20 protein-coding genes and 3 pseudogenes are annotated in these 25,069 nt (G+C 71.3%); 16 read left to right on the top strand and 7 right to left on the bottom strand.

Translation table 11 applies throughout. The annotated features are described in order from the left end of the window. Positions 1-86: 86 nt before the first annotated feature. Entirely contained in the window at positions 87-743 is a 657-nt protein-coding gene (locus ACWCXX_RS11410) for an MBL fold metallo-hydrolase (protein ID WP_451126103.1), read from the bottom strand. 10 nt (positions 744-753) lie between these two features. Next, a complete protein-coding gene (locus ACWCXX_RS11415; RefSeq protein WP_451126104.1) occupies positions 754-1,443 on the bottom strand; it encodes a maleylpyruvate isomerase family mycothiol-dependent enzyme in 690 nt (229 codons plus the stop codon). Positions 1,444-1,618: 175 nt separating this feature from the next. On the opposite strand from ACWCXX_RS11415, the gene uvrA reads away from it, so the two are divergent. Then, entirely contained in the window at positions 1,619-4,681 is a 3,063-nt protein-coding gene (uvrA, locus tag ACWCXX_RS11420; protein ID WP_451126105.1) for an excinuclease ABC subunit UvrA, read from the top strand. 315 nt (positions 4,682-4,996) lie between these two features. Beyond that, entirely contained in the window at positions 4,997-5,425 is a 429-nt protein-coding gene (locus ACWCXX_RS11425) for a Rieske (2Fe-2S) protein (protein WP_451126106.1), read from the top strand. A gap of 170 nt (positions 5,426-5,595) precedes the next feature. Here ACWCXX_RS11425 and ACWCXX_RS11430 read toward each other — a convergent pair. Next, positions 5,596-6,243 (bottom strand): annotated as a pseudogene (locus tag ACWCXX_RS11430) (hypothetical protein); the annotation flags it as partial. Here ACWCXX_RS11430 and ACWCXX_RS11435 point away from each other — a divergent pair. The 14 genes and pseudogenes from ACWCXX_RS11435 to ACWCXX_RS11500 form a co-directional block, all read left to right on the top strand. Continuing rightward, positions 6,156-6,493, top strand: a pseudogene (locus ACWCXX_RS11435) (papain-like cysteine protease family protein); the annotation flags it as partial. The pseudogenes ACWCXX_RS11430 and ACWCXX_RS11435 sit on opposite strands and share 88 nt — an antisense overlap. A gap of 10 nt (positions 6,494-6,503) precedes the next feature. Beyond that, a pseudogene (locus ACWCXX_RS11440) lies at positions 6,504-7,216 on the top strand (hypothetical protein); the annotation flags it as partial. Positions 7,217-7,327: 111 nt separating this feature from the next. Continuing rightward, complete coding sequence (gene uvrC / locus ACWCXX_RS11445) at positions 7,328-9,430, top strand: excinuclease ABC subunit UvrC (protein WP_451126235.1); 2,103 nt, start codon at positions 7,328-7,330, stop codon at positions 9,428-9,430. A gap of 21 nt (positions 9,431-9,451) precedes the next feature. Beyond that, positions 9,452-10,441 (top strand): RNase adapter RapZ, encoded by a 990-nt coding sequence (gene rapZ / locus ACWCXX_RS11450; protein ID WP_451126107.1) that lies wholly within the window; start codon positions 9,452-9,454, stop codon positions 10,439-10,441. Then, positions 10,438-11,472: a gluconeogenesis factor YvcK family protein gene (locus ACWCXX_RS11455; protein ID WP_451126108.1), complete on the top strand. Its 1,035-nt coding sequence runs from the start codon at positions 10,438-10,440 to the stop codon at positions 11,470-11,472. The genes rapZ and ACWCXX_RS11455 overlap by 4 nt, the downstream gene beginning before the upstream one ends. Continuing rightward, on the top strand, positions 11,463-12,452 hold the full coding sequence (gene whiA, locus ACWCXX_RS11460; RefSeq protein WP_030919772.1) for a DNA-binding protein WhiA: 990 nt from the start codon (positions 11,463-11,465) through the stop codon (positions 12,450-12,452). Before ACWCXX_RS11455 ends, whiA begins: the two co-directional genes overlap by 10 nt. A 259-nt stretch (positions 12,453-12,711) precedes the next feature. Further along, positions 12,712-13,722 (top strand): type I glyceraldehyde-3-phosphate dehydrogenase, encoded by a 1,011-nt coding sequence (gene gap, locus ACWCXX_RS11465; protein WP_451126109.1) that lies wholly within the window; start codon positions 12,712-12,714, stop codon positions 13,720-13,722. A 108-nt stretch (positions 13,723-13,830) separates the two neighbouring features. After that, positions 13,831-15,042, top strand: a complete 1,212-nt coding sequence (locus ACWCXX_RS11470) for a phosphoglycerate kinase (protein WP_451126110.1) — start codon at positions 13,831-13,833, stop codon at positions 15,040-15,042. A gap of 6 nt (positions 15,043-15,048) precedes the next feature. Then, positions 15,049-15,825 carry a triose-phosphate isomerase gene (gene tpiA, locus ACWCXX_RS11475; RefSeq protein ID WP_451126111.1) on the top strand — a complete coding sequence of 259 codons (777 nt, stop codon included), beginning with the start codon at positions 15,049-15,051 and terminating at the stop codon, positions 15,823-15,825. Between the two features lie 114 nt (positions 15,826-15,939). After that, complete coding sequence (gene secG, locus ACWCXX_RS11480; RefSeq protein ID WP_148834158.1) at positions 15,940-16,176, top strand: preprotein translocase subunit SecG; 237 nt, start codon at positions 15,940-15,942, stop codon at positions 16,174-16,176. A gap of 156 nt (positions 16,177-16,332) precedes the next feature. Beyond that, positions 16,333-16,620: an RNA polymerase-binding protein RbpA gene (locus ACWCXX_RS11485; RefSeq protein ID WP_356934760.1), complete on the top strand. Its 288-nt coding sequence runs from the start codon at positions 16,333-16,335 to the stop codon at positions 16,618-16,620. A gap of 171 nt (positions 16,621-16,791) precedes the next feature. Continuing rightward, positions 16,792-18,444 (top strand): glucose-6-phosphate isomerase, encoded by a 1,653-nt coding sequence (pgi, locus tag ACWCXX_RS11490; RefSeq protein ID WP_451126112.1) that lies wholly within the window; start codon positions 16,792-16,794, stop codon positions 18,442-18,444. A 4-nt stretch (positions 18,445-18,448) separates the two neighbouring features. After that, complete coding sequence (locus ACWCXX_RS11495) at positions 18,449-18,958, top strand: PH domain-containing protein (protein ID WP_451126113.1); 510 nt, start codon at positions 18,449-18,451, stop codon at positions 18,956-18,958. After that, complete coding sequence (locus ACWCXX_RS11500) at positions 18,955-20,529, top strand: PH domain-containing protein (protein WP_451126114.1); 1,575 nt, start codon at positions 18,955-18,957, stop codon at positions 20,527-20,529. The genes ACWCXX_RS11495 and ACWCXX_RS11500 overlap by 4 nt, the downstream gene beginning before the upstream one ends. A gap of 86 nt (positions 20,530-20,615) precedes the next feature. Here the strand turns inward: ACWCXX_RS11500 and pgl are convergent, their stop codons facing one another. From pgl to tal, 4 genes are read right to left on the bottom strand one after another with little or no spacing between them, the layout of a single operon-like run. After that, positions 20,616-21,398 carry a 6-phosphogluconolactonase gene (gene pgl / locus ACWCXX_RS11505; protein ID WP_451126115.1) on the bottom strand — a complete coding sequence of 261 codons (783 nt, stop codon included), beginning with the start codon at positions 21,396-21,398 and terminating at the stop codon, positions 20,616-20,618. Further along, positions 21,395-22,396 carry a glucose-6-phosphate dehydrogenase assembly protein OpcA gene (gene opcA / locus ACWCXX_RS11510; protein ID WP_451126116.1) on the bottom strand — a complete coding sequence of 334 codons (1,002 nt, stop codon included), beginning with the start codon at positions 22,394-22,396 and terminating at the stop codon, positions 21,395-21,397. The genes pgl and opcA overlap by 4 nt, the downstream gene beginning before the upstream one ends. Beyond that, positions 22,393-23,925 carry a glucose-6-phosphate dehydrogenase gene (gene zwf / locus ACWCXX_RS11515; protein ID WP_451126117.1) on the bottom strand — a complete coding sequence of 511 codons (1,533 nt, stop codon included), beginning with the start codon at positions 23,923-23,925 and terminating at the stop codon, positions 22,393-22,395. The genes opcA and zwf overlap by 4 nt, the downstream gene beginning before the upstream one ends. Positions 23,926-23,930: 5 nt before the next feature. Continuing rightward, complete coding sequence (gene tal, locus ACWCXX_RS11520) at positions 23,931-25,049, bottom strand: transaldolase (protein WP_451126118.1); 1,119 nt, start codon at positions 25,047-25,049, stop codon at positions 23,931-23,933. Between the last annotated feature and the right edge of the window lie 20 nt (positions 25,050-25,069).

The following is a 25,069-nucleotide window of genomic DNA, read 5'->3' on the forward strand; positions in this document are numbered from 1 at the left end:
GCACGCGGGCCGGGCACCGTCGCGGCCCGGACACCAAAGCGGGGCCGGCCCCATTCAGGGCGGCCCCGCTTGTACGAGGTTCCGGTTCACCAGCCTCGGGCTCTCCACTCCGCCAGGTGCGGGCGCTCCGCACCGAGCGTGGTGTCATGGCCGTGGCCCGGGTAGACCCACGTCTCGTCCGGCAGCCGGTCGAAGAGCTTGGTCTCCACGTCGTGGAGCAGGCTCGCGAAGGCCTCGGGGTCCTTGTGCGTGTTGCCGACCCCGCCCGGGAAGAGGCAGTCCCCGGTGAACAGGTGCGGGGCGCCGTGCGGGTCGTCGTAGACCAGTGCGATGGAGCCCGGGGTGTGGCCGACGAGGTGACGGGCGGTCAGGGCGACCCGGCCCACCCGGACCGTGTCCCCGTCGTCGACCAGGACGTCGGTCGGGACCGGGATGCCCTCGGCGTCGTACCGTCCGGCGTAGGTCCGCGCCCCGGTGGCCGCGACGACCTCGCCGAGCGCCTGCCAGTGGTCGCCGTGCCGGTGGGTGGTGACGACGGACGCGATGCCGTCGTCACCGATCAGCCGCAACAGCGTCCCGGCCTCGGCGGCCGCGTCGATCAGCAGCTGCTCGCCGGTGGCTCGGCAGCGCAGCAGATACGCGTTGTTGTTCATCGTGCCGACGGCGACCTTGGAGATCATCAGATCTGTCAGCTCGTGCACATCGGCGGGCCCGCCGACCCTGACCGCTCCGCTGTACGTCATGCGACTCAGCCTATAGCGGGGGGAGCGCGGGAAGGGAGCCGCCCTCGACGGTCAGCGCCGACCCGTCGCGGCGTCCGCAGAGCCAGCCGAGCAGGTCGGGAGCGGTGCCGCGGACGGTGACGGGGGAGCCCGTCGCGCCGCCGCCGGTCGTCCGGGTCCGGCCCTCCTCGTCGACCACGCTCGTGGCCACGACGTCGGGGTGCCCGTCGAACCGCTCGACGAGGAAGTCGGTCTCCCGGGAGACGAACTCCTCCGGCAGGTCCTCCAGCTCGTAGCCGATCCCCAGGTCGACGTGGTGCAGCTCGACCTCGACACGGCGCCGGAAGGGGACCCGGGAGGCCGAGTCCGTCACGCCGTTGCGCAGCGTGACCGTGCGGGACCAGTCGGCCGGGACCGACGCGGCTTCTGCGAAGCGGGCCGCGCTCCCGGCCAGGTCGGCCAGCTGCTCGCCCTGCGGCCGGGGCGCGTCGCGCTCGATGTCGCGGTCGCGGGTTTCGCTGTCTGCGTACATGGGCCGGCCCTGGAGAACGTTCACGAGCGCGTCGGCGTTACGGGAGAGGTGCGCGAGGACGTGCCCCCGGCTCCAGCCCGGCAGCCGGGACGGCAGGGCGAGCGCGGCATCGTCCAGTTTCCCGGCGGCATCGAGCAGCCGATCGGTGGCTTCACGAAGGGCTTCCAGGTCGTGCACATGATCGTTCATGGGGCCGAGCCTAGCCCCGCCACTCGTTCGGGTGAAGGAGGTTGCAGACGTCCGTAAATCGAATGCGCGTGCTATACGCTCGGAGTCGAAAGCTTCGTACATCGCTGTGGCGCCCCCCATACCCTGGGACGGGGGCTCAGTTCCCCCATTTCTCTCCAGAAAGGTGCGGACCGGCGTGGCCGACCGTCTCATCGTCCGTGGCGCTCGCGAGCACAACCTCAAGAACGTCTCGCTCGACCTTCCCCGCGACTCCCTCATCGTCTTCACCGGGCTTTCCGGGTCGGGCAAGTCGTCCCTCGCGTTCGACACGATCTTCGCCGAGGGCCAGCGACGCTACGTGGAATCCCTCTCCTCGTACGCCCGCCAGTTCCTCGGCCAGATGGACAAGCCGGACGTCGACTTCATCGAGGGGCTCTCGCCCGCCGTCTCCATCGACCAGAAGTCGACCTCGCGCAACCCGCGTTCGACGGTCGGCACCATCACCGAGGTCTACGACTACCTCCGCCTGCTCTTCGCCCGGATCGGCAAGCCGCACTGTCCCGAGTGCTCCAGGCCCATCTCGCGCCAGTCCCCGCAGGCCATCGTCGACAAGGTGCTCGGCCTTCCCGAGGGCAGCCGCTTCCAGGTGCTCTCGCCGCTGGTGCGCGAGCGCAAGGGCGAGTTCGTCGACCTCTTCTCCGACCTGCAGACCAAGGGCTACAGCAGGGCCCGGGTCGACGGCGTGACCATCCAGCTCTCCGAGCCGCCCAGGCTGAAGAAGCAGGAGAAGCACACCATCGAGGTGGTCGTCGACCGGCTCACGGTGAAGGACAGCGCCAAGCGCCGGCTGACCGACTCGGTCGAGACCGCGCTCGGGCTCTCCGGCGGCATGGTCGTGCTCGACTTCGTCGACCTCCCCGAGGACGACCCCGAGCGTGAGCGGATGTACTCCGAGCACCTCTACTGCCCGTACGACGACCTCTCCTTCGAGGAGCTGGAGCCTCGCTCCTTCTCGTTCAACTCGCCCTTCGGCGCCTGCCCCGACTGCACGGGCATCGGTACGCGGATGGAGGTCGACCCGGAGCTGATCGTCCCCGACGAGGAGAAGTCGCTCGACGAGGGCGCGATCCACCCCTGGTCGCACGGTCACACCAAGGAGTACTTCGGCCGGCAGATCAACGCGCTCGCCGAGGCCCTCGGATTCCGTACGGACATCCCCTGGGCCGGGCTGCCGCAGCGCGCCAGGAAGGCCCTGCTCTTCGGCCACAAGATCCAGACCGAGGTCCGCTACCGCAACCGCTACGGGCGGGAGCGCGCGTACACCACCCCCTCGTTCGAAGGGGCGGTGCAGTTCGTCAAGCGGCGGCACTCCGAGGCCGAGAGCGATTCCAGCCGGGAGCGCTTCGAGGGCTACATGCGCGAGGTGCCCTGCCCGACCTGCGAGGGCACCAGGCTCAAGCCGATCGTGCTCGCCGTGACGGTGATGGAGAAGTCCATCGCCGAGGTCTCCGCGATGTCGATCAGCGAATGCGCCGAATTCCTCGGCCGCCTGAAGCTGAACGCCCGCGACAAGAAGATCGCCGAACGGGTCCTGAAGGAGGTCAACGAGCGGCTGAGGTTCCTGGTCGACGTCGGCCTCGACTACCTCTCGCTCAACCGCGCCGCGGGCACCCTGTCCGGCGGCGAGGCCCAGCGCATCCGGCTCGCCACCCAGATCGGCTCCGGCCTGGTCGGCGTGCTGTACGTGCTGGACGAGCCGTCCATCGGCCTGCACCAGCGGGACAACCACCGGCTGATCGAGACCCTGGTCCGGCTCCGCGACATGGGCAACACGCTCATCGTCGTCGAGCACGACGAGGACACCATCAAGGTCGCCGACTGGGTCGTCGACATCGGCCCCGGCGCCGGTGAGCACGGCGGCAAGGTGGTCCACTCCGGCTCGCTCAAGGAACTGCTCGGCAACGACGAGTCGATCACCGGCCAGTACCTGAACGGCAAGAAGTCGATCCCGACGCCCGAGATCCGCCGCCCGGTGGACCCGGAGCGCACGCTCACGGTGCACGGTGCCCGGGAGAACAACCTCCAGGACATCGACGTCTCCTTCCCGCTCGGCGTGCTCACCGCCGTCACCGGGGTCTCGGGTTCCGGAAAGTCGACGCTGGTCAACGACATCCTCTACACCCATCTGGCCCGGGAGCTGAACGGTGCCAAGTCGGTCCCCGGCCGTCACACCCGGGTCGACGGGGACGACCTGGTCGACAAGGTGGTGCACGTCGACCAGTCGCCCATCGGCCGTACGCCCCGGTCCAACCCGGCCACGTACACCGGCGTCTTCGACCACGTCCGCAAGCTGTTCGCGGAGACGATGGAGGCGAAGGTGCGCGGCTATCTGCCGGGCCGCTTCTCCTTCAACGTCAAGGGCGGCCGCTGCGAGAACTGCGCAGGCGACGGCACGATCAAGATCGAGATGAACTTCCTGCCGGACGTCTACGTCCCGTGCGAGGTCTGCCACGGGGCGCGCTACAACCGGGAGACCCTGGAGGTCCACTACAAGGGCAAGTCCATCGCCGAGGTGCTGGACATGCCGATCGAGGAGGGCCTGGAGTTCTTCGAGGCCGTCCCGACGATCGCCCGCCACCTCCGTACGCTCAACGAGGTCGGTCTCGGGTACGTGCGGCTCGGCCAGTCCGCGCCGACGCTCTCCGGCGGTGAGGCGCAGCGGGTGAAGCTCGCCAGCGAGCTGCAGAAGCGCTCCACCGGCCGCACGGTCTACGTCCTGGACGAGCCGACCACGGGGCTGCACTTCGAGGACATCAGCAAGCTCATCAAGGTGCTCTCCGGGCTGGTCGACAAGGGCAACTCGGTAATCGTCATCGAGCACAACCTCGATGTGATCAAGACCGCGGACTGGGTCGTCGACATGGGCCCCGAAGGGGGCAGCGGCGGCGGTCTGGTCGTCGCCGAGGGCACCCCGGAGCAGATCGCCGCGGTCCCCGCCAGCCACACCGGCAAGTTCCTCCAGGACATCCTCGACCCGGACCGGGTGAACGAGGCCGCGGTGCCCGCGGCCCGCAAGCCGCTGCGGAAGGTGGCCGTGAAGAAGACGGTCGCCGCGAAGTCGGCCCCCGCCAGGCAGACGGCCACGGCCCGGACGAGCACGGCCAAGTCCGCCACGGCCAAGACGGACAGAACGGCGGCGAAGAAGCCCGCCGCGAAGAAGCCCGCGGCGAAGAGGACGACCCGCGCCCGCGAGGCCTGAGACGGGAGGCGCGCGGCGCACGGGCGGGCCGTCGAGGGCGATCCGCCCGTGCGCCCCGAGAGGTGCGGCCCCGTGCCGCACCTCCGGTCGGGGTCGCCCGGCCGACGGGGCGACTGGGAGACGCCTTCGACCGGGAACGACCGGGGGGGCGGCGGGGCTCGGCCGGGGCGGTGGGGTGCTCGGGTGGGCCGGGCGCGGGGGTGTCCGGGGGCGCCGGTATCGTCGGTTCCGTCACCGATGGCGCTGATGCCCAGGTACTCCCGGTGCCTCAGCCCTCCCCGGTACCCCTCCGTCCCTCCGACCAGTGGAGACCGCATGTCCGGCCAGCCCGCCGCCCGCCGTACCGTGCTGAAGGGTGCCGCTCTCGCCGGCGCCGCCGGGCTGGGAGTGGCCGCCTGCTCGACCGATTCGAAGCTCGGCCACGCCGAGACGCCGACGCCGACCGCCCCCGTCGCGCTCGGCACGCCGGACGAGGTCCCGGTCGGCAGCTCCAAGCTCTACCGCGAACAGCGGCTCGTCGTCACCTGCCCGGCCAAGGACCAGTACAAGGCGTTCAGCGCCCAGTGCACCCACGGCGGCTGCCTGCTGGACAGGGTCGAGGACAACGTGGGGAGCTGCCCCTGCCACGGCAGCCACTTCGACACCACGACCGGCAAGGCGACGCGCGGTCCGGCCACCGCGCCGCTGCCCCCGGTCCCGGTCCGGGTCGAGGGCGGCAAGCTGATCGCGGGCCCCGAGGCCTGACCCCGGCCGACGCACACACCCAGCCCCGGCCGGGCCCCGGCGCTGGCCCCCGTGCCCGGAGCCCGGACCCCGGCGCCGAAAGGGAACGGGCACGTCACACCCGGCCGGTACGGGTGCCCGGCACCATCAGGGGAACGGGACCTGCCGCACCCCGGCCGGGGCCGGAGCCACTCCCAGTCCCCGTCGATGCCGACCAGGCCGGGCCGCACCCCCTGCTCCACCAGGTGAACGGTCCGGTGCCTGCCGGTGAGCGTGAGATCCGCACGGGCGCCGCGCGGAGCGCCCGCCGAGACCTGGGCGAAGCGCCGGCAGCGCCGGCACCGTACCGGCAGCGCCGCCTCGTCGAATCCCACCTGCAGCACGTACTGCCCGCCGCCGAAGCTGAAGCCGCGCACGTACTCGTCGCACTGACCTACCGTGTCGTCGTCGAAGCCGTGGCCGAAGAGGTACGTGTCGCCCGACCTCAGCCGGGTGTCGAAGAGCAGCTCGGCGACGAGGACCGCCGTCCCGCCGTCCCAACGGACCCGCCCCGTCCGGCAGTTCTCCCGGGCCGTCACCGTCACCCGCGCCGGATCGCAGCCCGGGTCGCCCCGGTGGACGGCGAGGTAGCGATCGATGTCGTCCCGGTGCGCCCGCACCACGTGCTGCGACTCGCGCTGCCGCAGTTCCCGGCCGGGGCCGATCCGCACCCGCTCGTGGTGCCCCACCGTGTGCAGCCCGCCGTCCACCGGTGACCCCAACTCCGCGAGCAGCCGCTCCACCACCTCGGACGAATCCATCAGCGAACGGTACGACCGCGCGGCCGGACGGTCGGCCTCCGGACGGCATCGCCGCGACCCGGCGACCGGACATCACCATGCAGGCCCAGCAGAAGAGCAACTGGTGCTGGGCGGCGTCCGGCAAGACCATCGCCACCTGGTTCGGCCGGAACTGCTCGCAGAACCAGTTCTGCAACGCCGCCTTCGGTCGTGCGCAGGGCTACGAGTGCCCCACCTCGCAGGCCAGCTCGGCAATGTCCAGGACGGGCTGTACTGGGCCGGGGCCAACCCCGGTTCGTACGTCACCGGCTGATTGCGCTACGAGGTCGGTGGCGGCTCCGCGCCTGGTCGGCGCGACCGTGGCCGTGCACACCCTGGCCCCGGACTTCGTCGCCGGGAAACCGGGCGTGCCCGTGGCCCGCCTGGACCACCTCGCCACCACGGCCGTCTCCTCGGACGGACAGAAGGCGTCCCTGTGGACCCTTCCGAAGGAAGGGAAGGACGGTGACCGGGAGGTGGTGAACATGGCCACCGGCGACGACGAGGCGCGGTACGCCGCCGCGGGCGCCCGCGAGCTCCCCGGCGGGGCGGTCCTCCGCGAGCCGCAGACGGACGCCTGGTTCGTGCAGAAGGGGGCCAGGGTGCTCCCGCTGGACCAGGACGCGGTCCGCGCGGTCGGCGCCCGCGGCACCACGCTGGCCGCCTATCGCGCCCGGGTGCGGGAGGCGTACGGCGACAAGCTCCCCGGCTCCGGGTACGCGCGCGCCGGGAAAACGGGCGGCTACGCACCGCCCCCACCCGTCACCGGCCCCGCACCCGTCACCGGCCCCGCACCCGTCACCGGCCCCGCACCCGTCACCGGTCCCGAATCCGTCACCGGGGAGTCCGGGGCCGTCACTGCGAGCACCGCACCCGGCCCGGCCCCGAGCGCCGCCTCGGCCGCAGCCGGGGCCGGCGCCCTCGCGTGCTCGCCCTCGGCGGCGCCACGGCCCTGCGCGACCGAAGCCGCCGCCGGGCGCCCCGCTGCCCGGCGACGGCACCCCCTGACCCGTGCTCCGGGCGCGCTCCCACCGCCCGCGCCCCGGAGCACGGCACCCCTTCCGGACCGGCCGCGTTGTCACTGCCCGCAAGTAGGGTGGGACACATGGCAGACCCCTCCAGCTACCGCCCCAAGCCGGGACAGATCCCCGACTCCCCGGGGGTCTACAAATTCCGGGACGAGCACCGCCGGGTGATCTACGTCGGAAAGGCCAAGAACCTCCGCCAGCGCCTGGCCAACTACTTCCAGGACCTGGCCGCGCTCCATCCGCGCACGCGAACGATGGTCACCACCGCCGCCTCGGTGGAGTGGACGGTCGTGTCCACCGAGGTCGAGGCCCTCCAGCTGGAGTACTCCTGGATCAAGGAGTTCGACCCCCGGTTCAACGTCAAGTACCGCGACGACAAGAGCTACCCGTACCTCGCGGTCACGCTCGACGAGGAGTTCCCGCGCGTACAGGTCATGCGCGGGGCCAAGAAGAAGGGCGTCCGCTACTTCGGCCCGTACGGACACGCCTGGGCGATCCGCGAGACGGTCGACCTGATGCTCAGGGTCTTCCCGGTGCGCACCTGCTCCGCCGGGGTCTTCAAGAACGCCGCCAGGAGCGGCCGCCCCTGCCTCCTCGGCTACATCGGCAAGTGCTCGGCCCCCTGCGTCGGCCGCGTCACCCCCCAGGAACACCGCGAACTGGCGGACGGCTTCTGCGACTTCATGGCCGGCCGCACCGGTACGTACATCCGCCGCCTGGAGAAGGACATGATGGTGGCGGCCGAGGAGATGGAGTACGAGCGGGCGGCCCGGCTCCGCGACGACCTGGAGGCCCTCAAGCGGGCCATGGAGAAGAGCGCCGTCGTCCTCGCCGACGCCACCGACGCCGACCTGATCGCGGTCGCCGAGGACGAGCTCGAAGCGGCGGTCCAGATCTTCCACGTGCGCGGCGGCCGGGTGCGCGGCCAGCGCGGCTGGGTCACCGACAAGGTGGAGAACGTCGACACCGCGGGCCTGGTCGAACACGCCCTGCAGCAGCTGTACGGCGAGGAGGCGGGGGACGCCGTCCCCAAGGAGGTCCTCGTCCCGGCCCTGCCCGAGGACCCGGAGGCCGTCTCCCAGTGGCTCGCCGGCCGCCGGGGTTCCCAGGTCGGCCTGCGCATCCCGCAGCGCGGTGACAAGAAGGACCTGATGGCGACGGTCCGGCGCAACGCCCAGCAGGCCCTGGCCCTGCACAAGACCAAGCGCGCCTCCGACCTGACGACCCGCTCCCGCGCCCTGGAGGAGATCGCCGAGGCGCTCGGCCTCGACTCGGCCCCGCTGCGCATCGAGTGCTTCGACATCTCGCACCTCCAGGGCGACGACGTGGTCGCCTCCATGGTCGTCTTCGAGGACGGGCTCGCCCGCAAGAGCGAGTACCGCCGATTCCAGATCAAGGGCTTCGAGGGCCAGGACGACGTCCGGTCGATGCACGAGGTGATCGGCCGCCGCTTCAAGCGGTACCTCCAGGAGAAGGAACGGACGGGGGAGTGGGAGGAGGCTCCCGGAGCCCCCGCCCCGGCCGGCCCTTCTCCCACCGGCCCCGCTCCGACCGGCCCCGTCCCGGCGCCGCAGACCGTCGCCCCTTCCGTCGCACCCGCCCCGGACGGCACGGCCCCCGCCCCGGCCGCGGGCATCGACACCACCGGGGCGGACGGCGAGTCCCGCGAGGACGACGGCCGCCCCAAGCGGTTCGCCTATCCGCCGCAGCTCGTCGTGGTCGACGGCGGCCGGCCCCAGGTCGCCGCGGCCAAGCGGGCCCTCGACGAGCTGGGGATCGACGACGTCGCCGTCTGCGGCCTCGCCAAGCGGCTCGAAGAGGTCTGGCTGCCCGATGACGACGACCCCGTCGTCCTGCCCCGCTCCAGCGAGGGCCTCTACCTCCTCCAGCGCGTCCGTGACGAGGCCCACCGCTTCGCGATCACGTATCAGCGCGCCAAACGGGCCAAACGCATCCGCTCCAGCCCCCTGGACGCCGTCCCCGGCCTCGGTGAAACCCGGAAACAGGCGTTGATCAAACATTTCGGCTCCGTGAAGAAGCTGAAGCAGGCGACAATCGACGAGATCTGCGAGGTTCCGGGGATAGGCCGCAGAACGGCGGAATCGGTGGCCGTCGCCCTCGCCTCGGCCGCCCCGGCCATGCCTGCCGTGAACACGGCGACAGGAGAGATCATTGAATGAGGACGACGGGGGCAGCACGACATGACCGAGCGTGAACACGAGCACGAAGCCGGGCCCGAGAACGAAATCGGGCACGGCGGCACCGACCGAGCAGACGGAGCAGGACACGTGAGTACGGGCACCACCATCGAGACCGGCGACGGGAATGCGGCCATTCCCGAACTGGTGATCATCTCGGGGATGTCGGGCGCCGGGCGCAGCACTGCGGCCAAGTGCCTGGAGGACCTCGGCTGGTTCGTCGTCGACAACCTGCCGCCCGCCCTGATCCCCACCATGGTCGAACTCGGCGCCCGCTCGCAGGGCAACGTGGCGCGGATCGCCGTCGTCGTCGACGTACGGGGCCGCCGCTTCTTCGACAACCTCCGCGAGTCCCTCGCCGACCTGGAGGCCAAGCACGTCACCCGGCGCATCGTCTTCCTGGAGTCCTCCGACGACGCCCTGGTCCGCCGCTTCGAGTCGGTCCGCCGCCCGCACCCCCTCCAGGGCGACGGCCGGATCGTCGACGGCATCGCCGCCGAGCGCGACCTGCTGCGCGAGCTGCGCGGCGACGCCGACCTGGTGATCGACACCTCCAGCCTCAACGTGCACGAACTGCGCGCCAAGATGGACGCCCAGTTCGCCGGCGAGGAGGAGCCGGAGCTGCGTGCCACGGTCATGTCGTTCGGCTTCAAGTACGGCCTGCCGGTCGACGCCGACCTGGTGGTCGACTGCCGCTTCCTGCCCAACCCGCACTGGGTCCCCGAGCTGCGCCCGTTCACCGGGCGCAACGAGGAGGTCTCCGCCTACGTCTTCGACCAGCCCGGCGCCAAGGAATTCCTCAACCAGTACACCGAGCTGCTCCAGCTCATCGCCGCCGGATACCGCCGCGAGGGCAAGCGCTACGTGACGATCGCCGTCGGCTGCACGGGCGGCAAGCACCGCTCGGTCGCCATGTCCGAGAAGCTCGCGGCCCGGCTCGCGACCGAAGGCATCGAGACCGTCCTCGTGCACCGGGACATGGGGCGCGAGTGACCAGCCGCAATCTGCGCCTGCGGCGGCTGCGCAGAGCCACTCCCGCGCTGTCCGGCCGCAAGCGCGGCGCCCAGCCCAAGGTCGTCGCCCTCGGCGGCGGCATGGGCCTGTCCGCGTCGCTCGCCTCGCTCCGCCGGATCACCGGCGACCTCACCGCCGTGGTCACCGTCGCCGACGACGGCGGCTCCAGCGGACGGCTCCGCGAGGAGCTCGGCGTCCTGCCGCCCGGCGACCTGCGCAAGGCGCTCGCCGCCCTGTGCGGGGACGACGACTGGGGCCAGACCTGGGCCCGGGTGATCCAGCACCGCTTCCAGTCCAAGGGCGACCTGCACGAGCACGCGGTCGGCAATCTGCTGATCGTCGCCCTCTGGGAACAGCTCGGCGACCACGTCCAGGCCCTGGACCTGGTCGGCAGGCTGCTGGGCGCGCACGGCCGGGTGCTGCCCATGTCCGCCGTGCCGCTGGAACTCCAGGCGCTCGTCCGGGGCCACGACCCGGCCCGCCCGGACGACGTGGACACGGTGCGCGGCCAGGCCACCGTGGCGCTCACCCCCGGCGAGGTGCAGTCCGTCCACCTCGTCCCCAACGACCCGCCCGCCGTCCCCGAGGCCGTCGCCGCGGTACTGGACGCCGACTGGGTGGTGCTCGGACCGGGATCCTGGTTCTCCTCCGTGATCCCGCACCTGCTCGTCCCCGAACTGCTCGACGCGCTCGTCGAGACCAAGGCCCGCAAGGTCCTCTCGCTCAACCTCGCACCGCAACCCGGTGAAACTGATGGCTTCTCCCCGCAGCGTCATTTGGAGGTTTTGGGACGACACGCCCCTAAACTCGCCCTGGACGTGGTGCTGGCCGACGAAGCCGCCGTGCCCGATCGCGAGTCCCTCGCCGACGCCGCCAAGCGGCTCGGTGCCGCGGTCGAGCTGGCGCCGGTGGCCTCACCCGACGGCGTTCCGATCCATGATCCGGAGCTGTTGGCCGCCGCGTACGACCGTATTTTTCGGATGCATGGAAGGATCGGCCCATGGCGATGACGCCGGCGGTGAAGGACGAAATCTCCCGGCTTCCCGTGACCCGGACCTGCTGCAGAAAGGCAGAGGTCTCGGCGATTCTTCGGTTTGCGGGCGGACTGCACCTGGTGAGCGGCCGGATCGTGATCGAGGCGGAGCTGGACACCGCGATGGCGGCGCGCCGACTGAAGCGGGACATTCTCGAGATCTTCGGGCACAGCTCCGAGCTGATCGTGATGGCCCCCGGCGGTCTGCGGCGCGGCTCCCGCTACGTCGTACGGGTGGTGGCGGGCGGCGACCAGCTGGCCCGGCAGACCGGCCTGGTGGACGGCCGCGGCCGGCCCATCCGCGGACTGCCCCCGCAGGTGGTCTCGGGGGCCACCTGCGACGCCGAGGCCGCCTGGCGCGGGGCCTTCCTGGCGCACGGCTCGCTCACCGAACCCGGCAGGTCCTCCTCCCTGGAGGTGACCTGCCCCGGCCCGGAGGCGGCGCTCGCCCTGGTCGGCGCCGCCCGTCGGCTCTCCATCGCGGCCAAGGCCCGCGAGGTGCGCGGGGTGGACCGGGTCGTCGTCCGCGACGGCGACGCGATCGGCGCCCTGCTCACCCGGCTCGGCGCCCACGAGTCGGTGCTGGCCTGGGAGGAACGGCGGATGCGCCGCGAGGTCCGCGCCACCGCCAACCGGCTGGCCAACTTCGACGACGCCAACCTGCGCCGCTCCGCCCGCGCCGCGGTCGCCGCGGGCGCCCGGGTGGGGCGCGCCCTGGAGATCCTGGGCGAGGAGGTCCCCGAGCACCTCGCGGCGGCCGGCCGGCTGCGCATGGAGCACAAGCAGGCCTCCCTGGAGGAGCTGGGCGCGCTCGCCGACCCGCCGCTGACCAAGGACGCGGTCGCGGGCCGCATCCGCCGCCTGCTGGCCATGGCCGACAAGCGGGCCCAGGACCTGGGCATCCCGGGCACGGAATCCACCCTCAGCGAGGAGCTCGCCGACGGCCTGGTGGGCTGAGCCGAAACCCCCACGAAACCGGTCGTACGCGGAACGCGCGGCACTCTTCGGAGTGTTGACGCTCCGTAGTCGTCACCGCCCGCGCGAACCGCCGTCCGGGGCCCGTACTCCTGCCGAGGAAGGCGGGCCCCGGTGGTTCTTACGGCCCTGCTCGATGTCACTCCGTGGCCGCCGGAGAGGTAGGGTCGGAGGCGGTCGGGGACATCTCATACAACTCGCCGGGGTGAAAATCCCGCGTATTCAACGAGGAGATCGGTTCGTGACGATCCGCGTAGGCATCAACGGCTTTGGTCGCATCGGGCGTAATTACTTCCGCGCGCTGCTGGAGCAGGGTGCGGACATCGAGATCGTGGCTGTCAACGACCTGGGTGACACTGCGACCACGGCCCACCTGCTGAAGTACGACACCATCCTCGGTCGTCTCAAGGCAGAGGTCAGCCACACCGACGACACCATCACCGTCGATGGTCACACCATCAAGGTGCTCTCCGAGCGCAACCCGGCCGACATTCCCTGGGGCGACCTGGGGGTCGACATCGTCGTCGAGTCGACCGGCATCTTCACGAAGAAGGCCGACGCCGAGAAGCACATCGCCGGCGGCGCCAAGAAGGTCCTCATCTCGGCCCCGGCCAAGGGCGAGGACATCACCATCGTCATGGGCGTCAACCAGGACAAGTACGACGCGGCCAACCACCACGTCGTCTCCAACGCGTCCTGCACGACCAACTGTGTCGCCCCGATGGCCAAGGTTCTGGACGAGAACTTCGGCATCGTCAAGGGCCTCATGACGACGGTTCACGCGTACACCAACGACCAGCGCATCCTGGACTTCCCGCACTCGGACCTGCGCCGCGCCCGCGCCGCCGCCGCGAACATCATCCCGACGACCACCGGTGCGGCCAAGGCCACGGCCCTGGTCCTCCCGCAGCTGAAGGGCAAGCTGGACGGCATCGCCATGCGCGTCCCGGTCCCGACCGGTTCGGCCACGGACCTGGTCGTCGAGCTCCAGCGCGAGGTCACCAAGGACGAGGTCAACGCCGCGTTCAAGAAGGCCGCCGAGGACGGCGACCTCAAGGGCATCCTGTTCTACACCGAGGACCCGATCGTGTCCTCGGACATCGTCAGCGACCCGGCGTCCTGCACCTTCGACTCCTCGCTGACCATGGTTCAGGAGGGCAGGACGGTGAAGATCCTCGGTTGGTACGACAATGAGTGGGGCTACTCCAACCGCCTCGTCGACCTGACCGTCTTCGTCGGCAGCCAGCTCTGACCGTCGAACCGGCAGGCACTTCGATGTGAGCACGGGGCTCGAACAGCGCAACGCCGCGCCGTTCGGGCCCCGTCGCATGCTCTCCCGCCTCCCAAGGAGTCCAGCAAGATGAAGACGATCGACCAACTTCTCGCCGAAGGGGTCACCGGCAAGCGCGTATTCGTCCGCGCCGACCTCAACGTGCCGCTCAGCGGCACCACCATCACCGACGACGGCCGCATCCGGGCCGTCCAGCCGACCGTGGAGAAACTCGCCGCGGCCGGCGCGCGGGTCATTGTCGCCTCGCACCTGGGCCGCCCCAAGGGCGCCCCGGACCCCGCCTTCTCCCTGGCGCCCGCCGCCGCCCGCCTCGGCGAGCTGATCGGCGCCGACGTGGCCTTCGCGACCGACACGGTCGGCGAGTCCGCCCGCGCCACGGTCGCCGCGCTCACCGACGGCAGGGTCGCCGTCCTGGAGAACCTCCGCTTCAACTCCGGTGAGACCTCGAAGGACGACGCCGAGCGCGGCGCGTTCGCCGATCAGCTGGCCGGGCTCGCCGACCTGTACGTGGGCGACGGCTTCGGGGCCGTGCACCGCAAGCACGCCTCGGTCTTCGACCTCCCGGCCCGGCTGCCGCACGCCGCGGGCGACCTGATCGCCACCGAGGTCGGCGTCCTGAAGAAGCTCACCGAGAACGTCGAGCGCCCGTACGCCGTCGTCCTCGGCGGCTCCAAGGTCTCCGACAAGCTCGGCGTCATCGACCACCTGCTGGAGCGCGCCGACCGCATCCTCATCGGCGGCGGCATGGCGTACACCTTCCTCAAGGCCCAGGGTCACGAGGTCGGCAGCTCGCTCCTCCAGGAGGACCAGATCCCGGCGGTGCTGGAGTACCTCGAGCGCGCCGAGGCGAAGGGCGTGGAGTTCGTGCTCCCCGTCGACGTCGTGGTCTCCGAGCGGTTCCCGGATCTCAAGGACAAGGCGCCGACCGAGCACCGCACCGTGCCCGCGGACGCCATCCCGGCCGGGTTCATGGGCCTGGACAACGGCCCCGAGACCAACAAGCTGTACGCCTCGAAGCTCGTCGACGCCGTCACCGTCTTCTGGAACGGACCGATGGGCGTCTTCGAACACCCCGACTACGCCGAGGGCACCCGGGCCGTCGCCCAGGCCCTCGTCGACTCCTCGGGCTTCACCGTCGTCGGCGGTGGCGACTCCGCCGCCGCCGTCCGCACCCTGGGCTTCGACGAGAACGCATTCGGACACATCTCGACCGGTGGCGGCGCCAGCCTCGAATACCTCGAGGGCAAGACGCTCCCCGGCCTCGCCGCACTGGAGGACTGACCTTTCATGACCACCCGCACCCCGCTGATGGCGGGCAACTGGAAGATGAACCTCAACCACCTGGAGGCCATCGCCCACACCCAGAAGCTCGCCTTCGCCCTGAGCGACAAGGACTACGACGCCGTCGAGGTGGCCGTCCTGCCGCCCTTCACCGATCTGCGTTCGGTCCAGACCCTCGTCGAGGGCGACAAGCTGAAGATCAAGTACGGCGCCCAGGACATCTCGGCGCACGACTCCGGCGCGTACACCGGAGAGGTCTCCGGCCCGATGCTCGCCAAGCTCAGGTGCACCTACGTGGCCGTCGGCCACAGCGAGCGCCGGCAGTACCACGGCGAGACCGACGAGATCTGCAACGCCAAGGTGAAGGCCGCCTACAAGCACGGCCTGACGCCGATCCTCTGCGTCGGCGAGGGCCTGGACGTCCGCAAGGCCGGTGACCAGGTCGCCCACACCCTCGCCCAGCTCGACGGCGCCCTGAAGGACATCCCGGCCGAGCAGGCCGAGTCCGTCGTGATCGCGTACGAGCCGGTCTGGGCCATCGGCACCGGCGAGGTCGCCACCCCCGAGGACGCCCAGGAGGTCTGCGGTGCGATCCGCGGCCGGCTCGCCGAGCTGTACTCGCAGGAGCTGGCCGACGCGGTCCGCATCCAGTACGGCGGCTCGGTGAAGGCCGGCAACGTCGCCGCGATCATGGCGCAGCCCGACGTGGACGGCGCGCTGGTCGGCGGTGCCGCACTGGACGCCGACGAGTTCGTCAGGATCGTACGCTTCCGCGACCAGTGAGTATGCGGTAGCGCGGATCCGTCGTACCCTTGCGGGGGCCGAGGAGGGTACAGCCTCCCGGCCCCCGTTGTTCGCACATGCAGTCCAGAGGATTCCGGAAAGTAGGGACCAGCCGTGGTTTTGGCGTTCGAGATCGCCCTGATCGTCTTCAGCCTGCTGCTGATGCTGCTGGTGCTGATGCACAAGGGGAAGGGCGGCGGCCTCTCCGACATGTTCGGCGGCGGCATGCAGTCGTCCGTCGGTGGTTCCTCGGTCGCCGAGCGGAACCTCGACCGGATCACCGTGGTCGTCGGTCTGGGCTGGTTCGCGTGCATTGTCGTGCTCGGTCTGCTGATCAAGCTGGACAGCTGACCCGTCGTATGCGATTCCCGGTGAGGGTGTAACTCCTTTCACTGGACGCGCGTTGGGCCTTACGTAGACTGGGGCATCTTCGAGCACCATCACGCAGGGAGTTACGCCGTGGCAAGTGGCAACGCGATCCGGGGAAGCCGGGTCGGAGCGGGGCCGATGGGGGAGGCCGAGCGGGGCGAGTCCGCGCCACGCCTCCGCATCTCCTTCTGGTGCTCGAACGGGCACGAGACGCAGCCGAGCTTCGCCAGTGACGCGCAGGTACCGGAGACCTGGGACTGCCCGCGCTGCGGCTTCCCGGCCGGTCAGGACCAGGACAGCCCGCCGGACCCGCCGCGCACCGAGCCGTACAAGACGCACCTCGCGTACGTGCGCGAGCGGCGCAGCGACGCGGACGGCGAGGCCATCCTCGCCGAGGCCCTGGCGAAACTCCGGGGCGAGATCTAGGGCCCTCGCGGCACTGGAAGTTCACCGGCCGGGCACCCACGGGGTGCCCGGCCGGACTGCTTCCCCCCTCGTGCCGCAGCTCTGCCGTACCTCGTCCACCGCTCCGATCAATTAGGTTGGAGGCGCAGCGGGGCAACTGCAGGTACGAGAAGAATTGGGCTGATATCCCGGATGAACACACCAAGCCGAACCAGGCTCAACCAGACGCCCGAGTGGACCGCTCTGGGCAAGCACCGCGAGCAGTTCGGGACGACCCATCTGCGGCAGCTCTTCGCGAACGATCCGCGGCGCGGCACCGGATACACCCTCCGGGTCGGCGATCTGTACATCGACTACTCCAAGCACCTGGTCACCGACGAGACGCTCCGGCTGCTGCGCGAGCTCGCCGCGGCCACCGACGTGGCCGGACTGCGGGACGCCATGTTCCGCGGCGAGAAGATCAACACGACCGAGGACCGCGCCGTCCTGCACACCGCGCTGCGGGCCCCGCGCGACGCGGTGATCGAGGTCGACGGCGAGAACGTGGTGCCCGGCGTGCACGCCGTGCTCGACCGGATGGCGGCCTTCTCCGACCGCGTCAGGTCGGGGGAGTGGACCGGACACACCGGCAGGCGCATCAGGAACGTCGTCAACATCGGCATCGGCGGCTCCGACCTCGGCCCCGCCATGGCGTACGAGGCGCTGCGCTCCTTCACGGACCGCTCGCTCACGGTCCGCTTCGTGTCGAACGTCGACGGCGCCGACCTCCACGAGGCCGTGCGCGACCTCGACCCGGCCGAGACGCTCTTCGTCATCGCGTCGAAGACCTTCACCACGATCGAGACCATCACCAACGCCACCTCCGCCCGCGACTGGCTGCTGACCGGCCTGAGGGCCGGTCAGGAAGCGGTCGCCAAGCACTTCGTGGCCCTGTCCACGAACGCCGGCAAGGTCGCGGACTTCGGCATCGACACGGCCAACATGTTCGAGTTCTGGGACTGGGTCGGCGGTCGCTACTCCTACGACTCGGCCATCGGCCTCTCGCTGATGATCGCCATCGGCCCCGACCGGTTCCGCGAGATGCTCGACGGCTTCCACCTGGTCGACGAACACTTCCGCACCGCCCCCGCCGAGGCCAACGCCCCTTTGCTGATGGGGCTGTTGGGCATCTGGTACGGCGCCTTCTTCGACGCCCAGTCGCACGCCGTGCTGCCGTACAGCCACTATCTGTCCAGGTTCACCGCGTACCTGCAGCAGCTGGACATGGAGTCCAACGGCAAGTCCGTGGACCGGGACGGCAATCCGGTGGACTGGCAGACCGGCCCGGTCGTCTGGGGCACCCCCGGCACCAACGGCCAGCACGCCTACTACCAGCTGATCCACCAGGGCACCAAGGCCATTCCGGCCGACTTCATCGGCTTCGCCGAGCCGGTCGCCGACCTGCAGCCCGGCCTGGTCGCCCAGCACGACCTGCTGATGGCCAACTTCTTCGCCCAGACCCAGGCCCTGGCCTTCGGCAAGACGCCGGACGAGGTCCGCGCCGAGGGCGTTCCCGAGGAGCTGGTGCCGCACAAGACGTTCCACGGCAACCACCCCACGACGACGATCCTGGCCGACCGGCTGACCCCGTCCGTCCTCGGCCAGCTCATCGCGCTGTACGAGCACAAGGTCTTCGTCCAGGGCGCCGTCTGGAACATCGACTCTTTCGACCAGTGGGGCGTCGAGCTGGGCAAGGTCCTCGCCAAGCGGATCGAGCCGGTGCTGAGCGGTGGTGAGGGTGGCGAGCAGCTGGACAGCTCGACCGCCGCGCTCGCCGAGGCGTACCGCACCCGCCGGGGGCGCTGAGCCCATGACCAGGGGGGAGGGGACGGGAACGGTACGGCTGAGGCCGCCGAACAACGTGCTGGACGCGAGGGCCGTCGGATGGTGGCGGACCCAGTGGCTGCTGCTGACCGCCGCCCCCGTGGCCGTCCTGGCCGTCCTGGGCGTGCTCATCGAGGTCGCCCGGTTCTGGCTGCTGCTGCCCGCCGCGGTCCTGGCGGTCCTCGGCACCGGCTGCGCCCTTCTCCTCCCCACCTGGTGGTACCGCACCCACCGCTGGGAGGTCACGGACGAGGCGGTGTACGTCAGGACCGGGTTCTTCCGGCAGGAGTGGCGGATCGCGCCGATGTCCCGGATCCAGACCGTGGACACCGTGCGCGGCCCGCTGGAACAGCTCTACCGGCTCGCCACGGTCACCGTGACCACGGCATCGGCCAAGGGCGAGGTGCGGATCGAGGGGCTGGACCACGAGGCGGCGGCCGAACTGGCCGAACGGCTGACCCGGATCACCCGGGCCACGCCCGGGGACGCCACATGAGTGCCGGGGCGGCCGTCCCCCCGGCCGCGGCGGACGACGGCCACGGCGTCGACGACCCCGGCACGGCCACCGCCGTCGACTGGCGGCGGCTGGACCGGCGCACGGTCCTCGTCAGCGCGCTCGTCACGGCCGGGGTGACGGCCGGCGCGGCCGTGCCCATCACGCTCGGCCTGTCCGGGCGGTTCGGGTTCGGGCCCGCGGTCGCCCTGGTCCTGGCCGGCGCCGCCCTGCTGATCGGCTGCGCCGCGGCCGGCGACCACGTCCGGTGGCGCCGCACCCGCTACCGCATCGGCGCCGAACGGGTCGAACTCCACACCGGACTGTTCCTGGTCAAGAAGCGGTCCCTGGCCCGCGAGCGGATCCGGAGCGTCGACCTCACCGCCCACCCGCTGCAACGGGTCCTGGGCCTGGTCACCGTCCGCATCGGCACCGGTGAGCACTCCGGCAACGACTCCACCCTGGAGCTCGACCCGGTCTCCGGGGCGGAGGGCGAACGGCTCCGCCGCGAACTGCTGGCACGGGCGGCCACCGGCACCCCGGGCCCCCACCGCGAGGGCGAACTCGCCGCCCTCGACCCGCGCTGGATCCGCTATGCGCCGGTGTCGTTCGTCGCCCCGGCGCTCGGCGGCGCGGCGGCCGGAGCGGTGATGCAGGTCAGCGACTGGTTCGGGGCACAGGGCCGGGTGATCGCCTGGGTCGGCGACCGTTTCCGGGACACCTCGCTGCCCCTCATGATCGTGGCCCTCGCCGGCGCCGCGATGGCCGCCGGCGTCGTCGGGGCGCTCGGCCTGTGGGTCGAGATGTGGTGGGGCTACCGGCTGGAACGCGAACCGGGCGGCACCCTGCGCATCCGGCGCGGACTGCTGACCTCCCGGTCGGTCTCCATCGAGGAGCGGCGGCTGCGCGGCGTGGACCTCGTCGAGCCGCTCGGCATCCGGATGTGCGGCGCCGCCCGGGTCGACGCGATCACCACCGGACTCGCCAAGGACGACGAGGAGCGGCACGGCGACCACAACACCCTGCTGCCCCCGGCCCCCCGGTCCGTCGCCGACACGGTGGCCGCCGAGGTGCTGCGCGAGACCGTGTCCCCGACCGGCGCACCGCTCGTCCGCCACCCCGCGGCGGCCCGCGGCCGACGGCTGCGCCGGGCACTGTGGGCCGTGCTCGTCCCGGTGGCCGTCCTGGCCCTGCTGGGCGCGCTGCTGACCCCCGTGCTGCTCTGGATCGCGTCGGCCTGCGCGGTCCTCGGGCTGCCGGCCGGGCTGCTCCTGGCCCGCGACGCGTACCGCGGCCTCGGACACGCCGTCAGCGGCGACTACCTGGTGGTCAGGTCCGGTACGGTGCGGCGCTCGACCGCCGCGCTGGAACGGACCGGCGTCATCGGCTGGACGATCGGGCAGACGTACTTCCAGCGGCGGGCCGGGGTGCTGAGCGTCACCGCGACGACGGCCGCCGGAGCGGGCGCGTACACGGCGCACGACGTGGACGGGAGCGAGGGCCTCGACTTCGCCGCCGAGGCCGTACCGGGCCTGCTGGAGCCCTTCCTGGAACGCGTCCCGCCCACCGGCTGACCCCGCCCCCGCGTACGCCACGGGCCCGGCCCGCTCCGAGGAGCGGGCCGGGCCCGTGGCCGAGGTGGTGCAGACGGCCGCTCGGGTCAGGCCGAGGCCGGTGGGTACAGGGCGCGCGGCAGCCGGGAGGCGGCCGCCGCGTCCATCAGCCACAGGGTGCGGCTGCGTCCGTACGCGCCGGCCGCCGGGGCCTGGATCTCCCCGGCACCCGAGAGCGCGATCTCCGCGGCCTCCGCCTTGTCCTCGCCCGCGGCGAGCAGCCACACCTCGCGCGCCGCCCGGATCGCGGGCAGCGTGAGCGAGATGCGGGTGGGCGGCGGCTTGGGGGCGCCGTGCACACCGACGACGGTGCGCTCGGTCTCCCGGACCGCGGGCAGCTCGGGGAAGAGCGACGCGACATGCGTGTCCGGGCCGACGCCCAGCATCAGCACGTCGAACGTCGGCACCGGACCGTGGTCCTCCGGGCCGGCCGCGGCGGCCAGTTCGGCGGCGTACCCGGCCGCCGCCGCTTCGGCGTCGTTGCCGGCCGGGCCGTCCGAGGCGGGCATCGCGTGCACCCGGGACGGGTCCAGCGGCACCGAGTCCAGCAGGGCCGCACGGGCCTGCGTGACATTGCGCTCCGGGTCGCCCTCCGGCAGGAACCGCTCGTCGCCCCACCACAGGTCGAGCCGCGACCAGTCGATCGCGTCCCGGGCGGGCGCCTGGGCGAGCGCGGCCAGCAGACCGTTGCCGTTGCGCCCGCCGGTGAGCACCACCGAGGCACGACCGCGTGCGGCCTGGGCGTCCACGACCCGGGTGATCAGCCGGGCCGCGGCGGCCTGGGCCATCAGTTCCTTGTTGCGGTGCACGACGAGCTGAGGAGCACTCACTTCGACGCCGCCTTCTTGGCCGACGTCTTCTTCGCCGGGGCGGGAGCGGGCTCGTCCTGCTTCGGCTCCGCCGCCCCGCCGAGCTTCTCCGTGCCGAACTTCACCGTCGACGCGTACGTGTTGTCCGGGTCCAGCCGCCGCAGCTCCTCGGCGAGCAGCTCGGCGGTGTCCCGCCGCTTGAGCGCCACCGCGCGGTCCGGCTGGCCCTGCATCGAGAGCGTGGCCAGCGAACCGTCGGGACGGTCCAGGACGATGACGCCGTTCTTGGTCTCCATCCGCACGGCCGTCAGACCGGGCCCGGCGGAAACGGTGCGCTCCACCGGCACCCCGAGCCGGTCCGCGAGCCACATGGCGAGCAGCTCGCAGCTCGGGTTCTCCGACTCGCCCTCGACGGTCGCGGAGACGACCTGGGCGGACTGCTGGTCGAGCGAGGCCGCCAGCATCGAGCGCCACGGCGTGATGCGGGTCCAGGCCAGATCGGTGTCGCCCGGGGTGTACGAGTCGGCGCGGGTGGCCAGCTCCCGGCCCGGGTGCTCCGCCGAGTACGCGTCCGTGATCCGGCGCTGGGCGAGCGCGCCCAGCGGGTCCTTCGCCGGGTCGGCGGGCGCGTCCTGGGGCCACCAGACCACGACCGGGGCGTCCGGCAGCAGCAGCGGCAGGACCACCGACTGGGCGTGGTGGGCCAGCTCCCCATGGAGGCGCAGCACGACGGTCTCACCGGTGCCCGCGTCGGAACCCACGCGCACCTCGGCGTCGAGCCGCGCGTCCCGGCGGCTGCGCGGCGAGCGGCTGACCCGCTTGATCACCGCGATGATCCGCGAGGGGTGCTCGCGCGAGGCGTCGCCGGCCGACTTGAGCGCGTCGTACGCGTTCTCCTCGTCGGTGACGATGACCAGGGTGAGCACCATGCCGATGGCCGGGGTGCCGATGGCGCGGCGGGCCGACACCAGCGCCTGGTTGATCTTGCTGGAAGTGGTCTCCGTGAGATCGATCTTCATGGCCGGCGCCAGCTCCGTCCGTCTCGTGCGAGCATCTCGTCGGCCTCGGCCGGGCCCCAGGTGCCCGCCGGGTACTGCGCGGGCTTGCCGTGCTTGTCCCAGTACTCCTCGATCGGGTCGAGGATGTTCCAGGAGAGTTCGACCTCCTGGTGCCGGGGGAAGAGGTTGGCGTCGCCGAGCAGCACGTCGAGGATGAGCCGCTCGTACGCCTCCGGGCTGGACTCCGTGAAGGACTCGCCGTACGCGAAGTCCATCGTGACGTCCCGGACCTCCATCGAGGTGCCGGGCACCTTGGAGCCGAACCGCACGGTCACGCCCTCGTCCGGCTGGACCCGGATGACCAGGGCGTTGCCGCCCAGCTCCTCGGTCGCGCCGGACTCGAAGGGCAGATAGGGGGCCCGCTTGAAGACGACCGCGATCTCCGTGACCCGGCGGCCGAGCCGCTTCCCGGTACGGAGGTAGAACGGCACGCCCGCCCAGCGGCGGTTGTTGATCGTCAGCTTGATCGCGGCGAAGGTGTCGGTCGTCGACCTGGGGTCGATGCCGTCCTCCTCCAGATAGCCGAGGACCTCCTCGCCGCCCTGCCAGGCGCGCGCGTACTGGCCGCGCACCGTGTGCTTGCCCAGGTCCTCCGGCAGTTCCACCGCCGTGAGCACCTTGAGCTTCTCGGCGACCAGGGCCTTCGGGTGGAAGGAGCCGGGCTCCTCCATGGCGGTCAGCGCGAGCAGCTGGAGCAGGTGGTTCTGGATGACGTCGCGGGCGGCGCCGATGCCGTCGTAGTACCCGGCCCGGCCGCCGATGCCGATGTCCTCGGCCATCGTGATCTGCACGTGGTCGACGTACGACCTGTTCCAGATCGGCTCGAACATCGTGTTGGCGAACCGCAGCGCCAGGATGTTCTGGACCGTCTCCTTGCCCAGGTAGTGGTCGATCCGGAAGACCTCGTTGGGCGGGAACACGTCGTGCACGATCTGGTTGAGCTCCTGCGCGCTCTTCAGGTCGTGGCCGAAGGGCTTCTCGATGACGGCACGCCGCCAGGAGCCCTCCTTCTGGTCGGCGAGTCCGTGCTTCTTGAGCTGCTGGACGACCTTGGGGAAGAACTTCGGCGGCACGGACAGGTAGAAGGCGAAGTTGCCGCCCGTGCCCTGCGCCTTGTCCAGCTCCTGGATCGTGTTCTTCAGCTGCTCGAAGGCCTCGTCGTCGTCGAAGTTGCCCTGGACGAAGCGCATCCCCTGGATGAGCTGCTGCCAGACCTCTTCGCGGAACGGGGTGCGGGCGTGCTGCTTGACGGCGTCGTGGACCTCCTGGGCGAAGTCCTCGTCCTGCCACTCGCGGCGCGCGAAGCCGATGAGCGAGAAGCCCGGCGGCAGCAGGCCGCGGTTGGCCAGGTCGTAGACGGCGGGCATCAGCTTTTTGCGGGACAAATCGCCCGTGACCCCGAAGATCACCAGGCCCGACGGTCCCGCGATGCGCGGGAGCCGTCGGTCCTGGGGGTCACGAAGCGGGTTGGCTCCGGGAACACCAGACAAGGTGGTCAGCCCTCCGAAGGGGCGAGGCGCTTGAGCTCCGCCTCGGTCGAGTTGAGCAGGTCGATCCAGGACGCCTCGAACTTCTCCACGCCCTCGTCCTCCAGGAGCTGGACGACGTCGTCGTAGGAGATGCCGAGCTCCGCCACGGCGTCCAGCTCGGCGCGGGACTGCTCGTAGGTGCCGGTCACGGTGTCGCCGGTGACCTGCCCGTGGTCGGCAGTGGCGTCCAGGGTGGCCTCGGGCATGGTGTTCACCGTGCCGGGGGCGACCAGGTCGACGACGTACAGGGTGTCCTTGTACGCGGGGTCCTTGACGCCGGTCGAGGCCCACAGCGGACGCTGCTTGTTGGCGTGAGCCCGGTCCAGGGCGGCCCAGCGCTCCGAGCCGAAGACCTCCTCGTACGCCTGGTAGGCGAGGCGGGCGTTGGCGAGCGCCGCCCTGCCCTTGAGGGCCTTGGCCTCGTCGGTGCCGATCGCGTCGAGCCGCTTGTCGATCTCGGTGTCCACCCGGGACACGAAGAAGGAGGCCACCGAGTGGATCCTGGACAGGTCCAGGCCCGCGGCCTTCGCCTTCTCCAGCCCCGCCAGGTAGGCGTCCATGACCTCGCGGTAGCGCTCCAGCGAGAAGATCAGCGTGACGTTGACGCTGATGCCCCTGCCGATGACCTCGGTGATCGCCGGGAGGCCGGCCTTCGTCGCCGGGATCTTGATGAGCGTGTTGGGCCGGTCCACCAGCCAGGCCAGCTGCTTGGCCTCGGCGACGGTGGCGGCGGTGTGGTGGGCCAGACGCGGGTCGACCTCGATGGAGACCCGGCCGTCCTGGCCGTCCGTGGCGTCGAAGACCGGACGCAGGATGTCGGCCGCGTCCCGCACGTCGGCCGTGGTGATCATGCGGATCGCCTCGTCGACGGTGACCTTGCGGGTGGCGAGGTCGGTGAGCTGCTGCGCGTAACCGTCGCCAGAGGAGATCGCCTTCTGGAAGATCGACGGGTTGGTGGTGACGCCCACGACGTGCTGCTCGTCGATCAGCTCGGCGAGGTTGCCCGAGGTGATCCGCTTGCGCGACAGGTCATCGAGCCAGATCGCCACGCCCTCGTCGGAGAGGCGCTTGAGTGCGTCTGTCATGAGAATTGCATCTCCTACTA

Source organism: Streptomyces sp. NPDC001732, assembly GCF_053596315.1.

Bases quoted from the DNA above. Each gene is read 5' to 3' on its own strand.
- ACWCXX_RS11410 (WP_451126103.1), bottom strand. From the start codon at position 743: ATGACGTACAGCGGAGCGGTCAGGGTCGGCGGGCCCGCCGATGTGCAC.
- ACWCXX_RS11415 (WP_451126104.1), bottom strand. From the start codon at position 1,443: ATGAACGATCATGTGCACGACCTGGAAGCCCTTCGTGAAGCCACCGAT.
- ACWCXX_RS11425 (WP_451126106.1), top strand. From the start codon at position 4,997: ATGTCCGGCCAGCCCGCCGCCCGCCGTACCGTGCTGAAGGGTGCCGCT.
- uvrC (WP_451126235.1), top strand. From the start codon at position 7,328: ATGGCAGACCCCTCCAGCTACCGCCCCAAGCCGGGACAGATCCCCGAC.
- rapZ (WP_451126107.1), top strand. From the start codon at position 9,452: ATGACCGAGCGTGAACACGAGCACGAAGCCGGGCCCGAGAACGAAATC.
- whiA (WP_030919772.1), top strand. From the start codon at position 11,463: ATGGCGATGACGCCGGCGGTGAAGGACGAAATCTCCCGGCTTCCCGTG.
- ACWCXX_RS11470 (WP_451126110.1), top strand. From the start codon at position 13,831: ATGAAGACGATCGACCAACTTCTCGCCGAAGGGGTCACCGGCAAGCGC.
- tpiA (WP_451126111.1), top strand. From the start codon at position 15,049: ATGACCACCCGCACCCCGCTGATGGCGGGCAACTGGAAGATGAACCTC.
- ACWCXX_RS11485 (WP_356934760.1), top strand. From the start codon at position 16,333: ATGGGGGAGGCCGAGCGGGGCGAGTCCGCGCCACGCCTCCGCATCTCC.
- pgi (WP_451126112.1), top strand. From the start codon at position 16,792: ATGAACACACCAAGCCGAACCAGGCTCAACCAGACGCCCGAGTGGACC.
- ACWCXX_RS11495 (WP_451126113.1), top strand. From the start codon at position 18,449: ATGACCAGGGGGGAGGGGACGGGAACGGTACGGCTGAGGCCGCCGAAC.
- ACWCXX_RS11500 (WP_451126114.1), top strand. From the start codon at position 18,955: ATGAGTGCCGGGGCGGCCGTCCCCCCGGCCGCGGCGGACGACGGCCAC.
- opcA (WP_451126116.1), bottom strand. From the start codon at position 22,396: ATGAAGATCGATCTCACGGAGACCACTTCCAGCAAGATCAACCAGGCG.
- tal (WP_451126118.1), bottom strand. From the start codon at position 25,049: ATGACAGACGCACTCAAGCGCCTCTCCGACGAGGGCGTGGCGATCTGG.